The following is a 15,202-nucleotide window of genomic DNA, read 5'->3' as shown; positions in this document are numbered from 1 at the left end:
CTCTTCCAATTTACTAGCTGTATCTATTAAAAAACCACCTAAACCATCAATAAAAAATGAAAGTAATTAGATTTTTAGCTAGCATTTTTATATCTATTTTGGTTATTAGTTGTTCGCCACTTAAAGAACCCACAATAGTAAAGAACGACAAAATTGAAAGATATAGGTATATATTCGTTTCTCCAACAAGCAGTTTGACTGCAAGTACCGGAAGCGTGTATGGAAACAATTATAGCGCATATGGTTCAACTCATAGTAAAAGCATTAATCCAAGCGATGTTATAAGAGGAATACTAATAAGAGAAGGCTTCATCATTTTACCTGAATTAAAAACAGAATTAACTGACGATACCCTAATAGTAAACTATGGTGAAAGTGGTAGAAGATATAGAGGATTAGGCTATACAATTGAAGTAACCATACAAATCATTGCAGCAAAATCAAATACCCCAATCTGTTCCTGTACAGCGGAAGGACAAGGTGAAACTGAAGTCGACGATGTACGACAAGCTATAAACCGTTGTTTGTCGGGATTACTAGCAAAAGAAACTGGTGACGACAAAAATGCCAGCCACTAATAGCTGCTTTAGCCCCGATAGCGCGGATTTGCAATACGTGCCCACAAACAGAATAAATAAAACTACAACGGCGACAGTTGTAGTTTTTATTTTAAAGACAGTTTCGAACTAAAATTGAAAACTTTAATTAAGCTTTTGAAGAGTTTTAGTACAAATTAGTATCTTGGTATGAAATCAGATTTTTTTGATAAAAAGTCAAACTTTGATTTTTTTGCACATATATGATTCAAATACAACTACACAAAACATGGGAAGAAAAGGAAGAGATTTTGAATTGTTAATAAAACAATTGGAAGAAGTAGTATTACCAATTGGTGCTAAAATAACTTCTCCAGGCTTTTTAAGAGATAAAATTACAGAGCATCAGAGAGAAGTCGATATCTTAATCGAACATAATATTGGAACTTCAAATATTATAATTGTTATCGAGTGTCGTGATAGAAATTCAAAGCAGGACACAACATGGATAGAGCAAATCAAAACAAAAATCGAAAATTTAAACATCCATAAAGCTATAGCTGTATCTTCAAGCGATTTTTCAGAAAATGCAAAGAAAAAAGCAAATTTCTTTGGCATTGAAACCAGAACTTTTTCTGAAATTAACAAGGATGCAATTTCAGATTGGTGTGCCTTAGAATATATCACAAACCAAATTTGTAAACCGAAATTAAGGAAATGTGAAATTGGTCTCGATGATGAAACAACAGAAATAAATCAATTCGAAAATATTATTAAAGATGCTGTACAGGATAAAAAGATTTTTTTTAAAACAATTGATGATACAGCGGTTTCTATTTCTGAAATTATACCTCATAATGAGCTTGAAAAATTCTGGAAAGAATGTATCGACAAAGATTCGATTTTAGACATCTCACTTAGAGTTAACTATTGCAATCCTAATGATCGCTTTTATGTTAAGAACAACGATAAAACATGCCATGTTCTATACATAATCTTTGATATGGAATTAAACATCTTAATACAAAAAACTCCTATTAGTCGAATAGCTAAATACAGTAACGGAGATAATACAATCTCGCAGATTATTGAATTTGAAAGCATAGATGATACTATCCCGTCTTTACAATTCATTAGAAATGAAAATGGCATATTAAATGTATCTTTTAAAGAAAAATAACTTTTAACGTCAAAACAAAAAACAAATGACCCCTCGCTGGCGCGAGCATCCTGCTCGTACCCCCAAAAGAGTTTTAACGGTTTGAAAATTGATTTGAATTAGATGATTATGGGCACGAGCAGGATGCTCGCGCCACCACGAGAACAATTATTAATGACTTTTTGTAAAAAATCATAATCGCGATAGCGCGGATTTATCCCCCCGCTAGCGCGAGCATCTTGCTCGTGCCCACATAGAAGATATGAGTAGAAAATATAAATTTGGCGAAAGCCAAGGAGCTTATTTTGTTTCTTTTGCAACAGTGAATTGGATAGATGTTTTCACAAGAGATGTCTATTTCTCAGTTATAACAGAATCTTTAGAGTATTGCAGAAAAAATAAGGGAATGGAGATTTATGGCTACTGCATAATGCCAAGCCATATTCATTTAATTTTTCGTTCTTCTTTGGGAGACCCATCGGGATTAATGAGAGATTTTAAGGGATTTACATCGAGGAAACTAATAAAAACAATTGAAGAAAATCCGCTGGAAAGCCGAAGAGATTGGCTGCTTTGGATGTTTGAAAGAGCGGGAGCAAAAAACAGCAATGTAAAATGCCGTCAGTTTTGGCAACAAAACAATAATCCGATTGAAATATGGTCATTAAAGGTATTTGAACAAAAACTAAATTATATACATAACAACCCTGTTGAAACCGGTTTTGTTACTGATTCGATAGATTGGAAATACAGCAGCGCCAGAAATTACGGCAATAATGATTCGACAGTTTTGGAAATTGATTTGAATTAGATTACGGGCACGAGCAAGATGCTCGCGCTAGCGCTGGAACATCAAATTTTCTTTGATAATAACACAGAATCAAAAGCGAATTCAAACAGACAAAAATAAAAATGAAAGTCTTTGGCATATTAAAAATCATCGGAGTAATAATAGGTATTCTAGGGACAATATTATTTCTTATTACAACTGTAACAGACTCTGGATCTTTATTAAAATTCAGTAACATATCCAAAGCACTTATGATGTTAGGACTTTTGTTCTACTTAATAGGATTATTCCCGATAAAAACTAAGTGACCCCGATAGCGCGGATTTCCAATCCATGCCCACAAACAAAAAAACAAAAGCTACAACCGTAAAAAGTTGTAGTTTTTTTTATTTAAAGACGGTTGCGAATTACGATTAAAAGTTGATAAACTTTAACCAATGTTTGAAGATTTTTAGTACAAATTAGTATCTTGCCGCGAAATCAGATCTTCTTTGATAGAAAGATCCATTTTGATTGCATACACATTCGAATTATCAGTAATTTAAAAAAATCCAAAATTTAAAAAAATGAAAAAAAAACAGTTTTTACTGAGTGTTGCATTTTTATCAGTCTCCTTCTTTTCACAAGCACAAGAAATAGAGATCAAAGATGATAAAGTACTATTAAACGGCAACGCTATATTAAAATATGAAAAAATTGATATTTTTCAGCATTCATTCTACTCCTTAGATGATAATGAGATTTTAATGTACAAATACAACAATAGTGAAACCAGGGATTATTCTGATGATGATTATATAGTTTTGAATTTTCTAACTGAAAAGAAAAAAATTGAATCAAAAAATACAAGACAGGCAATAGCAGGACTGGGTCTGAATTCCAAAAAAAATATGCAGAAACTCGTTGCGTGGCTGCTAAAAGAAAAAGTAATTAATGAAACAGGTGAGCTGAATGTTGCCAAACTAGAAACATTCTACGATAAGTATAACGAAAATATTACCGAAAGAACTATTCGATAAACCCGATAGCGCGGATTTGCAATCCGTGCCCACAAACAGAATAAACAAAAACTACAACCCAAAAAGTTGTAGTTTTTTTTATGGTGTATAATGAGATTCCTTCGTCGTGATCCCCCACCATGATTCTACAAAAAAATCACAAAATTTAGTGATTGTGTAAGTAATTTTTTATAACTAAGTTTGGTAACGCATTTAAGATGTGGGTGATTGGGTTCTCATTGTATCCTCTCAATTAAAAATAAGTCCCAATCATATGCATGCACGAATCGAACGTTAAAAAGAAAATTAAAATATGAAAATCAGAATCAGTCTAATTGTATTATTTTCTCTTGTTGGGCAATTAATCCTGGCACAGAAAAGCATTCCAACGATCAAATCGACTGTCAAAAAAATTGACATTCGGGATGGGAAAAACTTAAAAAAACAAGGTTGGACTATTTCACCGGAAATAAATCCCGATGTATACGAAACAAGTTCTTTGGGACAAAAAGTTACTTTTAAAACCGACAAAGATTCGATTACCGTAAAAATTAAAGAAGACACCGAATTTAATTTTATCGTTTTACTAAATGACTCGATAAAAGCACCTACGCAGATTAAATATAAAATGCCGTATTTGGAAAAACTGAAAAGGGCAGCAAAATATAATTATTCAGACAATCGATTTGTTCCAACTTTCAGTTATCAGTCCATGGACAATCCCAACCTGGTTAAAATCAGAAAGGATTTAAAATTAGATTCTATTGCGGGAACAGGGAATGAAACTTCAAAAATCATCAATTTAATGCATTGGGTCCACACTATTATCCGACACGACGGAAGTACGCCCACGAACCCAACTTCAAAAAATGCGATTGATATTATTAAAGTCTGCAAAACTGAAAATCGTGGGATGAACTGCAGAATGATGGCGACAGTTTTAAACGAATGTTACTTAGCGATGGGCATAAAATCAAGATTTGTAACCTGCATGCCGAAAGAAACCATTTTCGATGATTGCCATGTTATCAATATGGTTTACAGCAACGACTTTAAAAAGTGGATTTGGATGGACCCGACAAATGATGCTTATGTAATGAATGAAAAAGGAGAATTACTTGGGCTGGAAGAAGTTAGGGAACGATTAATAAACGGAAAAACATTAATCTTAAATCCGGATGCCAACTGGAACCGAATAAGTTCACAAACAAAAGAGTTTTATCTGGAAACGTATATGGCGAAAAATCTATACCGATTAAGAACACCGTTAGTCAGTGAATATGATACGGAAACCTGGAGCAACGTAAAAGAAATAACGTATGTTGAATTACTGCCTCTAGACGGTATAGAGCAATTGCCCCAGAAAAAAGAAAAAACGGATGAAAAAACAGGGACTAAATTCACTTCTTATATAACAAACAATCCGAATTTCTTTTGGACAGCACCCACTAACCAGTAAGTACAGATGAAAACAAAATTCTTTTTTATTTTATTGACTTTTACAACATTTTGCAGCGCACAAATTATCAACATACCGGATGCTAATTTCAAATTGGCTTTAACAAGTGCAACCTATCAGTTTAGTAACATTGCGCAAAATAGCAATGGTGGCAATATGACCATTGATACGAATGCAGATGGACAAATACAAGCAACAGAAGCACAACTCGTATATAAATTAAACATAAACCCTGTAAATTTCAGCCCGGATATTAATTCACTTGAAGGTATCAATAGCTTTCCCAATCTGACACAAATTAGTATAAATGGAAAAAACTTATCCGGATTAAATTTAAACGGTTTGTCGAATTTAGAAACCATTTATATAAATCAATGTAATCTAAACAATTACAGCATCATTAATTGTCCCAATTTAACTGCTGTCAATTTTGACTATAATCAGTTCACTTCTTTAAATTTTATCTCTTTACCGCAATTAAACAGTATCAATTGTAAAAACAATAATCTGACTAATTTAGTTGTTTCGGGATTACAGAATTTGACTTTTTTAGATTGCAGTAATAATCAGCTTTCTTCTTTAAATGTCCAGGGACTTTCCAGCATTAATGGAATAACATGCCACCATAACCAATTAACTAATTTGAATTTAAATGGATTACAAACTCTGCAAAGTATTGAAGCGCAAAATAATCTACTAAATTCAATTACATTAATAGGTTGCAGTAATTTACAATCTGCCTATTTTAGTGATAATCAATTGACTTTTTTAGATTTAAATCAATGTACTTCACTTGATGGTGTCCATGTATTTAACAATCCCGCACTAAGGGCTATACTATTAAAAAACGGAAGGACAGAATATGTAGGAGGACTGACTACTACGGTAAATTACATCTGCTGTGATGATTTTCAAACAGCTGATTTTCAATACAACTATCCAACTTCCGAGGTTAATACGTATTGTTCCTTTACACCCGGAGGAACCTATTTTGTAATCAATGGAAACAACAAACTTGATGTGGCCAGTAATGGATGCACAGCTTCAGATCCTAATTATCCTAATTTTAAAATAAATTTTACCGATGGTACTGTTGCCAATACGTTAATTCCAGATGCAACAGGATTTTATTCCATTCCTGTAGGAACAGGTACTTTTACACTAACACCAATCCTTGACAACCCGACTTACTATACTGTCTCCCCTACTACAGCAAATGTTAGTTTTCCTGTAGCAACCAGTCCCGCAACCCGCAACTTTTGCATTACCCCTAACGGAGTTCATCACGATGTAGAAATTTCTCTGATTCCAATAACCCGAGCGAGACCCGGTTTTGATGCAACCTATAAACTTATTTACAAAAACAAAGGAAACCAAATAGAAAGCGGTACAGTTTCATATATAATTTATAATGAAGATGTAGTAGACTATGTTTCCAGCAATCCGGTATTTAACACCCAAAATACAGTTTCAAACCAAACAACATTAGTTTGGAATTTCACCAACTTACAACAATTTGAAAGCAGGGAAATTGAAGTTGTATTAAATTTAAACTCCCCAATGGAAAACCCACCTTTATACATGGGAAGCATATTGCATTTTACAGCATCCGCCACTATCCCATCTGATGAGGCACCGAATAACAATCTTGCAACATTAGATCAGACAGTAGTTAACTCTTATGATCCAAACGACAAAACTTGCCTGGAGGGAACAACGATCACTCCAAGTACGGTAGGTGACTATGTTCATTATTTAATCCGCTTTGAAAACAACGGAACTGCAAATGCCCAAAACATTGTTGTTAAAGATATTATTGACCTTTCAAAGTTTGACATCAATTCATTAACTCCCATAAAAGGAAGTCACAACTTTGAAACAAGAATTTCAAATTCGAACCGGGTGGAATTTATTTTTCAAAACATAAATCTTCCTTTCGATAATGCAAATAATGACGGTTATATAGTATTTAAAATTAAAACGAAACCAACTTTAGTTGTCGGAAATACATTTAGTAATTCAGCAAATATTTATTTTGATTATAATTTCCCAATAGTAACAAATAACTATACGACAACAGTACAAAACAATTTGGGCTTAAACGAAAATGGAATGCTGAATGACATAAAAATGTATCCAAACCCTGTAAAAGACATAGTGCATTTCCAAACCGAAGAAAGTATTATAAAAGTTGAAATTTATGATGTTGCGGGCAGGATCGTAAGCTCAAATTCAGTTTCAGAAAAAAGAATAAACTTAAGTGAATTAAAAACTGGAAATTATATCCTAAAACTCTATACTGAAAAAGGGATACTGAATACTAAAATAATAAAGGAATAGTACCAAAACGCAATAAACATAAAAGCCACAATGATAAGTTGTGGCTTTTTACATTTGTTTGTTACTTTGATTCGCTCCACGGAGGTGTTATTCCGTTCACTCGGGCATAAGCAATTAATTGTCCGAGATGTTCATTCGAGTGCCCCAGAACAATCAAAATCGCACTCATGTTGGTAAATTCACCGGGGAATGGAAACACAACCTTATTCGCCAAAGCACCATCCTTTGTATTTTTGATCGTTTCGATTATTACATCATAGGACCTTTTCAATTCCTTTTCAATAGCCTCTTTTGTTTTGAGGTCTTTTTCAAGGGTTTCCATTTTCACATCTTCAGGGATTTTAGCACCCAGCTTCGATGCAAAAAAATAATTGGCTGAAATAATATGGCTGCAGACCTCGGCAACAGACCGAACCCCTTTTCCAGGTGAATAAGAATATTTTTCAGCCGGAATAGCCTTTGCAAGCTGCATTACATGTCCGGATACATACGTAAGGGAACCTACAGATTCTTTCTGAAACTGGCCCTGGCAAAATGCTGTTACTGTAAGCAAAAGCGCGAAAAATGTAAGTAGATATTTCATAAGCTTTCAATTTATTTTAACTATAAAGGTAGTGAAAAACGTTGAATGTTTTTTGTTTGTTAAGTGTCCCGATAGCGCGGATTTAGTTTCCCGCTCACAACAGAACAAATAAAAAACGTTCAAGAATTATGATTAAAAGTTGATAAACTTCACCTCAGGCCTGAAGAGTTTTAGCACAAATTAGTATCTTGGTACGAAATCAATTTTTCTTTGATATAAAGATTTGATTAAACACCTATTGGAGTTAGTGAAAATAGCACATCAACTTTAGCTATAGCGCAATGAGACTAATAAAGATTACCCTACTATTTCTATTCACCTTAAATGCAAGTGATGGCTATTCTCAAGAAGAAATGAAAATAGCTCCTGAACAAATTGAAGAAACTCAAATCTTTGTAAATAATGTGCTATCAAGAAAAAGATTCTTTAATCCAAAACAAGAACATTTATTCGCTAAAAATCTTCTTAATAGAGATTTAATTAAAATATACGCGGTAGAGGCAGCTTTTAATTTATATCCTGAAATTAAAAATCATAAATATCGTTTTGCAGCTGCAGAAGATAAATCAGGAAAATTATGGTTTGCCTATGTCAGCATAGAAGGAGCTTTAGATGGTTTAATAACTTTAATTTTTGTAAAAAAGGATGGCCGATTACTTTATTATACAAATCACATGTAGCAGCGGCTGTTAACAGCGGTTTTATAAAACGGCAGGATTGGAAGAGCTAGTGCTCGTGCTTGCACTTCCCACCTGTTTACTCGCGATTTCCTTTTAAACTCTACTGTATATTTGCAAACATCATCAATAAAAATGCCCACCTTCTAAAAACCAAGAGCGGCGTTAGCAACAATTTTATGAAATCAAAGCTTAAATCATTTTTCCAGTTTCTTTTCCTTCTAACAACTATTGCATGCTATAGTCAGGAGCACCCAATTTATAACATCGAAAAAAAATTAATGAAAGGCGATAAAAATGGTCTGCTTGAGATTGCTCATTACTTTGACAGTAACAAAAAACTAATCGAACATTTAGGTTACCATATAATCGAAACCAATGAAAGCGAAGTTGCCAAAAGAATTGTTCTGGAAAATTGTTCCTTCACAAAAAAAGAGATTTTGATTAATGAAAACACAACAGCTATTCAATTCTCAGATTTCATAAAATCAAATATTGCAAAAATTCATTTTTCACCTTTAGCTGATGCGTTTTTAGTAACACCTCTGGAAAACAGAAATGTAAAAGTGGAATTCAGGGAAATTTCAGATTATAAAAAGAAGGATCTCAGAAGCAGAAGCCTTACAATTTTAAGGGAAGAATGGGCAAAACAAAATGACATTTTTAATTTAATACAGGATAAAAACCCAAAGTGTTTATTGATAATCGCTTCAGAACTTTATAAAATACGCTATAGATTCAATAAGTATCATTCCAACGAAGAAGATTTTACAGATCTTTTATATTCATTGACAAATACTGAAATTGGAGTTGAAAATGAAGAAAACGAGATTACTTGGCATATTGACAAAGAATTTGATCCAGAAGCCTCTTTAAATTTGTTAATCTACTTCTCCAAATATTACAGCGATTTTAAATGGAGCTCAACAAAGAATTGCTTTGAGAACACAAACAACCAGGTAATTCCAACGGACAAAGAAAATACGCTCTTTCTTCTCCTTAGTGATGAGGATGACGAAGTTGCCTTGAACGCTTTTACAGAACTTATCAATTGCAATTCCCAAAAAATAGCACAATTATCAGATGAATATAACAGAGCACGCCTAGAAACCAATTATACTCTTCCAACATTTCCCTTTAGGTTTTTAAAACAATTGAGTCTCTTAACAGCGTATTGTAAGCATGAAAATATTGAATACTATGATAATGAAAAAGTAAAAAATTATATAAAAAAACTAACTTCAAATTTATCATTTGGAGACAGGAGAAATTTAGAAAACGAAATAATTGAGAGCCTTACATTAGAAAATATTACCTCGTTTGAATATTGGGCTTTAATTAATGGACAATCCTGGGGACTCACTTATTCGGCAGGTAGGATTCTAGACAAATTTTATTCTAATAATTTTAAAGCTCTTTTGAATAACGAAAAGCATTTAAGGCTGTATCTAAAAAAATCTTTACTTTTTGATGATATTGGCATTATTGGCATTTGCAACAACTACCTTAAAAAATTCACAAATCAACAGGACTTTGCAATAGCTAAATTGAACTCATTAGCTGATAATGACCTGATCAATCCAGTTTCAAAAGCAAAAACAATATGCCGAATTAAGATAAAAGAACCCAATGATAAATTAAAAATAAGTGAGGTAAATAAAGATTATCAAATTAAAAATCTAAAACAACAGATACGGGAAATAAACAAAATTACCGATTCAGAAAAAAGAGAAGATTCTCTAACAGCATTGTTATCAAAAATCAATTACAATCAGATAAGAGAGGCATTAGCGGAAATTGATACTATTCAATTCAAAGAAAGTGAATGGAAAAAATATTCTTTTCTTGACAGAGACTTTGGTTTTTTTATTTACGATAATTTTGATCTTCCGGTTACAAGAAATGAATTTCTAAAAGATTACAATAGCTATAGTGAATATGATTTCTATAAAAATATGCTAACTAAAGCAAAAACAGATTATTTTAAGAAAGATAATACGCTAGATTATGATCAAATATTTGACGCTCTAAAATATAATATTGTGGATGCTTTCGTTGGAGGTGGCGGTGGCCGTCAGGACAATGAAGTCTATGCAATTATTAAGCTCTTGGAATTGACCCATAATACAACTTTAGGATATCCAAAAAAATTATGCAATTCAAGAGGAATATATGGTTGTGATTCTCAATACAGAGCCAACTATTGGATGAAGTTTTTACAGGATAATCAATTATTAAAACGAAAGCATGACGAACCCGTATCGTTTCATTATGAATAAAAAATCGCGTAAAGCAAGTCAACTGTCTTATAGGAGTTAGCAATTAAATCTCATCCGATAGCGCGGATTTACTTCGTCAGTTCGGCTAAAGCCTCGGGTGTACCCGAGCATAGCGACAGCCGAAGGAATCCGTGCCCATAAACAGCATACAAAACCACAACCAAAACAAAAATATGGTAACCCAAATTAAAATATACGAAGGCAATGCTTTAGCTTTAGAATTAACCGAGCGATTTACTGAGGCTGATGCTTTATTAATAGAGCAGCTTTTCGAAGAAAAACTGAATGCAGGCTATCAACACGTTAATATATTAATCAAAGTGAAAGACCTGTCCCTACTTAAGAACATGGATTTAAAAGCTTTTTGGGAAGGTGAAATCTGGGGAATTAAGCATTTCAGTAAAATAGGCCGTTGTGCGGTAGTGGCTCACTCGAACGCAATCAAACAGGTGGTCAAAATTGAAAACAAAGCGCTTCACCTGCTAAATAATGCTCTTGAAGAAAAATACTTTGATACAGAGCAATTGGATGAAGCATTGCGATTTATCGAAGGGTAACATTCTGGATGTATCCCTCAAATTAAGATTACTTTCAAAGACCCAATAGATTTATGTCGTCAGCTCGGCTAAAGCCTCGGGTGCAGTCGAGCATAGCGACAGCCGAAAGAATCCATGCCCACAAACAGAACAAATAAAAAGCTACAATCATAAAAAGTTGTAGTTTTTTATTTTACATTTCCTGACTCTAGCGGATTAAGCATAAATTCAATTCTAAATCATTGAAAATCACATACATAAGCAATAACAAACCTGATTTTTCACTAAATTTGTTTAAATTATTATATCATGAGTAATTTATTAAAAATAGTATGTTTGGTAGGCGGCGCTATAGTGGCAGGCCTCGTCATTAAAGAATTGGGAGAATCAGAAGATGACAAATTCGCTGATTACCACAAAGGTTATGTTGACGGCTATAATGATGGTTATGATGAAGGCAGAAGCAGCTAACGACTTCCTCTCTGGCAAATATTTCGCTCCTGCCCGCAAACAGAATAAATAAAAAACTACAACCGAAAAAAGTTGTAGTTTTTTATTTTGCGGTGAAAGAGTGAGATGAAATAAACGCGCTCCACTGCGTTACGCCCGTAATGACGGTATAGAAACTTCGTCAGGCTCAGCTATCGAATAACCTGAGCCATCTAATACCATATTAAATCTATTTTTTTAAAAACCAGCAAGTTAGCTGTTGTGTAAGTGAATTTTTATAGTTAATTTTATGTACCTCAACTACTTTCTATTCGGAAAACCACTATTATCTATTGCTACTGTTTCAAAAAGCGTTATGTAAATCTCCTAAATAACACTATGATGGATAAACTGGATAATTACTCGGATAAATTTATGGATTGGCTCGTAACCTTTGGCCCAAAAGTCATTGGCGCATTACTGGTTTTTATTATCGGGCTTTACCTGATCAACCTAGTCGCGCGACTGATATCCAAAGGGCTACAGAAACGCGGACTGGATGTATCCCTACAGTCATTTCTGGGAAGCTTGGTAAGTGTCGGACTGAAAATACTGCTGCTGATTACCGTTGCCGGTATGATTGGCATTCAGACCACCTCCTTTGTGGCGGTGGTTGGGGCGTTGGGTTTGGCTGTTGGTTTGGCTTTGCAGGGCTCACTGGCCAATTTTGCGGGCGGCGTTTTAATCCTTGTTTTTAAACCTTTTAAAGTCGGAGACCTGATTGAATCTGGCGGACAAACCGGACATGTGCAGGAAATCCAGATCTTCAACACTATTTTGCTTACCGCGGAAAACAAAACCGTAATCCTTGCCAACGGAGGCGTTTCCAACAGCACTATCATAAATTACAGCCGGCACGGTAATCTGCGCGTGGATATCACCATGGCGGTAGCACCGGACAGTGATGTCGAAAAAGTACGGAACATTGCCATGCAGGCCATCGCGGCAAACCGGTTCGTTTTAAAAGAGCCTGCTCCATCGGTGAACATACTTAAAGTGGGTGACGGAATGATTACCATGGCCATTCGTCCTTATGCAGCCCCTGCCGATTACTGGGGTGCCTTTTTCTCTGTTCAGGAAGACGTGAAAAAAGCGTGGGATCAGAATAATGTTTCCGGACCTACTCCGACCCGAATTATTATTAATAAACCGTAATGGAAAATGACATGTTCGGACCTATTCACAAAAAAACTAAAAACTGCAACCTCAAAAGTTGTAGTTTTTAACTTGTAAGAAATATCCTTTTTTTAATATTACTTAAAATATGTTTTATAATTTGCATTCCTATTGTCATTCCGACAAAGGAGGAGTCGCATAAAATATGACGGACATAAAAAGACTATATTACGGGATGCTTCCTTCATCAACATGATAAAATTGATAACAAAAACCAAATACCTATGACCAATATAATGTTTGAACATACAACCGGATTTCATAATTATTATGTTTATATCTTGACAAATAAATATCGATCAACTTATTATGTTGGCATAACGAACAATTTACGAAGAAGGCTGCAGGAGCACAAAGAAAATATTGAAAAAGGAATTAAAACTTTCGCTGCGAAATATAATATTGAATTTTTAGTGTATTATGAAAAATTAGATTGGGTACAGCATGCCATTGCAAGGGAAAAAGAAATTAAAGGCTGGCGAAGAGAGAAGAAATTAGAATTAATTAGATCTGCAAATGAGAACTTTGATTTTTTAAATCATCTTTTTGAAATGGATAATGCGATTCCTCCTGCGTCGGAATGACAAGCGGGATGCAAGATCGAAGAGGGAATCCAATCATTAAAATGGCTGAAGACCATCCGAACTACTTCTTCCCGAAAAGCGATTTCGGCATCACCTCTGTAATGGGGATGATATTGAAGATTTTATTGCCAAGCGCGAAAATTACAAACGCGACCGCAGGTTTATAACAAAGCGTTACAAACTTATTGCCGAGATCCGGAAGGAGTTGCCCAACGATCAGTACGACTATCAAAAGTCCTAAAACATAAAAGTATTTACTACTGAACGGATGCACGCCGAACTTACGGTAATTGAAAACGATTTTAATCAGGTTGTAGACCGTTAGTGAAATGGAAGTTGCAATAGCTACCCCGACAATTCCCATTTTGAAAATGAGTAAAAAAATTAGGTTGTTAACAATGGTCAGTAAAGCCAATGCAATGGTGGTCGTATTGTTGAATTTGTAATATTTGGAATTGGTGATGATGTAGCCGTTGAATCCGGTAGCTAAATCGAATAGAAGCGCAAAACCAAGGATATACACCACAGGAAGCCCTTGTGCCAGTTCACTTCCGTTTTTCATTAAGAAGAACAAATCCTGAATCCCTGAAGCGACCAGTCCGAACAAAACCGCTCCCATAGTAAAGAGATACAAAGAGGTTTTATGATGGAGGTCTTTTAAATCGGACATATTCTTTTCTTCGATGTATTTTGCGATGATTGGCGCCGAAATGGTATAAACGCCCAAGGCCGGAACGGTAATCATGCGTACCAGATTGGCAGAGGTGTTGTAAATGGCAATTTGTGAAAAATCTCCAACGAATTCCCCAATCATGACGGTATCAATATTCAAGGCTACTATAGAACCTAAGCTTCCGAAAAAGGTATAAAAAGAATACTGCATCAGCTCTTTCTGGAAGTTGTTTTCTTTTAAAAAAGCAAACGAAGTTTTGCCGGTAAACCTATCCAGCCTTTGCACATAAAAGAACATTCCTATTAATGCCAAGACAAAGAACACCACTACAATCCAAATAGCATACTCTTCTTGGACATTAAAGAAAAAACAGGCGCTGAAAGCAAAAACCAATCCCAATTTCGGAAAAACATTTTCAAAAATATTAGGAACTACAATTCGCTTCTTAATGGAAATAAATCGGGAAAACAACTGCACAAGTGCCAAGCACAATATCACCGGAAAAATATATTTTGCTAAAGGGTAAAATTCCGTTTCTCTGATTTGCTCTATAAAACAGGACGATAACCAAAACAAAACGCTAACGATAGTAAAATTCCGAATGATAAACCACATGGAATACTTCAGAAGGTTATGCTGGTTTTGTGACTGTTCCATTTTCGGGTAAAACCGCACATTGGCGTGCATAATGCCAAATGTAATTAATGGTAACACAAGCAAGGCGGCAGGTAAAATGTATTGTATTTTCCCGGCAAAGTCCAAATCGTGTGGATATAAGAACACGGTTGACAGGATGCCTATCAACGTACTGAAATAGCCAACGATACTGTATTTTATGCTTTGCCTTGCTACAACGCTCATTTTTAGTTATGCCTTAAAAATTACGAGATAAAATTATAAACACCCTATAGTGCCTCTAGTCT

14 protein-coding genes are annotated in these 15,202 nt (G+C 34.5%); 12 read left to right on the top strand and 2 right to left on the bottom strand.

The window, feature by feature from the left end; all coding sequences use genetic code 11:
• The first annotated feature begins 56 nt into the window (after positions 1 to 56).
• From AC3E9U_RS09830 to AC3E9U_RS09805, 6 genes are all read left to right on the top strand, one after another.
• Positions 57 to 578 (top strand): hypothetical protein, encoded by a 522-nt coding sequence (locus tag AC3E9U_RS09830; protein WP_488746745.1) that lies wholly within the window; start codon positions 57 to 59, stop codon positions 576 to 578.
• Between the two features lie 247 nt (positions 579 to 825).
• Positions 826 to 1,716, top strand: coding sequence for a restriction endonuclease (locus tag AC3E9U_RS09825; protein ID WP_488746744.1), 891 nt, complete (start codon positions 826 to 828; stop codon positions 1,714 to 1,716).
• A 241-nt stretch (positions 1,717 to 1,957) separates the two neighbouring features.
• A complete protein-coding gene (locus AC3E9U_RS09820) occupies positions 1,958 to 2,506 on the top strand; it encodes an REP-associated tyrosine transposase (RefSeq protein WP_488746743.1) in 549 nt (182 codons plus the stop codon).
• Between the two features lie 545 nt (positions 2,507 to 3,051).
• The gene (locus AC3E9U_RS09815) at positions 3,052 to 3,504 is read left to right on the top strand and encodes a hypothetical protein (protein WP_488746742.1); all 453 of its coding nucleotides are present in this window, start codon (positions 3,052 to 3,054) and stop codon (positions 3,502 to 3,504) included.
• A gap of 292 nt (positions 3,505 to 3,796) precedes the next feature.
• The gene (locus AC3E9U_RS09810) at positions 3,797 to 4,942 is read left to right on the top strand and encodes a transglutaminase-like domain-containing protein (RefSeq protein ID WP_488746741.1); all 1,146 of its coding nucleotides are present in this window, start codon (positions 3,797 to 3,799) and stop codon (positions 4,940 to 4,942) included.
• Positions 4,943 to 4,948: 6 nt separating this feature from the next.
• Positions 4,949 to 7,282 carry a DUF7619 domain-containing protein gene (locus AC3E9U_RS09805; RefSeq protein WP_488746740.1) on the top strand — a complete coding sequence of 778 codons (2,334 nt, stop codon included), beginning with the start codon at positions 4,949 to 4,951 and terminating at the stop codon, positions 7,280 to 7,282.
• Positions 7,283 to 7,343: 61 nt separating this feature from the next.
• On the opposite strand, the gene AC3E9U_RS09800 is transcribed toward AC3E9U_RS09805, so the two are convergent.
• A complete protein-coding gene (locus AC3E9U_RS09800; protein ID WP_488746739.1) occupies positions 7,344 to 7,865 on the bottom strand; it encodes a DinB family protein in 522 nt (173 codons plus the stop codon).
• A 281-nt stretch (positions 7,866 to 8,146) separates the two neighbouring features.
• Between AC3E9U_RS09800 and AC3E9U_RS09795 the strand changes: the two genes are divergently transcribed.
• The 6 genes from AC3E9U_RS09795 (at position 8,147) to AC3E9U_RS09770 (ending at position 13,606) form a co-directional block, all read left to right on the top strand.
• Positions 8,147 to 8,545: a hypothetical protein gene (locus AC3E9U_RS09795; RefSeq protein WP_488746738.1), complete on the top strand. Its 399-nt coding sequence runs from the start codon at positions 8,147 to 8,149 to the stop codon at positions 8,543 to 8,545.
• A gap of 176 nt (positions 8,546 to 8,721) precedes the next feature.
• On the top strand, positions 8,722 to 10,821 hold the full coding sequence (locus AC3E9U_RS09790; RefSeq protein ID WP_488746737.1) for a hypothetical protein: 2,100 nt from the start codon (positions 8,722 to 8,724) through the stop codon (positions 10,819 to 10,821).
• Positions 10,822 to 10,994: 173 nt separating this feature from the next.
• Positions 10,995 to 11,378 carry a SpoIIAA family protein gene (locus AC3E9U_RS09785; protein ID WP_488746736.1) on the top strand — a complete coding sequence of 128 codons (384 nt, stop codon included), beginning with the start codon at positions 10,995 to 10,997 and terminating at the stop codon, positions 11,376 to 11,378.
• Positions 11,379 to 11,666: 288 nt separating this feature from the next.
• A complete protein-coding gene (locus AC3E9U_RS09780; RefSeq protein WP_488746735.1) occupies positions 11,667 to 11,828 on the top strand; it encodes a hypothetical protein in 162 nt (53 codons plus the stop codon).
• A gap of 357 nt (positions 11,829 to 12,185) precedes the next feature.
• The gene (locus AC3E9U_RS09775) at positions 12,186 to 13,001 is read left to right on the top strand and encodes a mechanosensitive ion channel family protein (RefSeq protein ID WP_488746734.1); all 816 of its coding nucleotides are present in this window, start codon (positions 12,186 to 12,188) and stop codon (positions 12,999 to 13,001) included.
• A 245-nt stretch (positions 13,002 to 13,246) separates the two neighbouring features.
• Complete coding sequence (locus AC3E9U_RS09770) at positions 13,247 to 13,606, top strand: GIY-YIG nuclease family protein (RefSeq protein ID WP_488746733.1); 360 nt, start codon at positions 13,247 to 13,249, stop codon at positions 13,604 to 13,606.
• Between the two features lie 61 nt (positions 13,607 to 13,667).
• Here the strand turns inward: AC3E9U_RS09770 and AC3E9U_RS09765 are convergent, their stop codons facing one another.
• Positions 13,668 to 15,140 (bottom strand): lipopolysaccharide biosynthesis protein, encoded by a 1,473-nt coding sequence (locus tag AC3E9U_RS09765; RefSeq protein WP_488746732.1) that lies wholly within the window; start codon positions 15,138 to 15,140, stop codon positions 13,668 to 13,670.
• Positions 15,141 to 15,202 lie beyond the last annotated feature (62 nt).

It is taken from the genome of Flavobacterium sp. 21.1, from assembly GCF_057801535.1.
The sequence above is the reverse complement of the archived record's forward strand: the minus strand, read 5'-3'. Positions and strand labels throughout refer to the sequence as shown.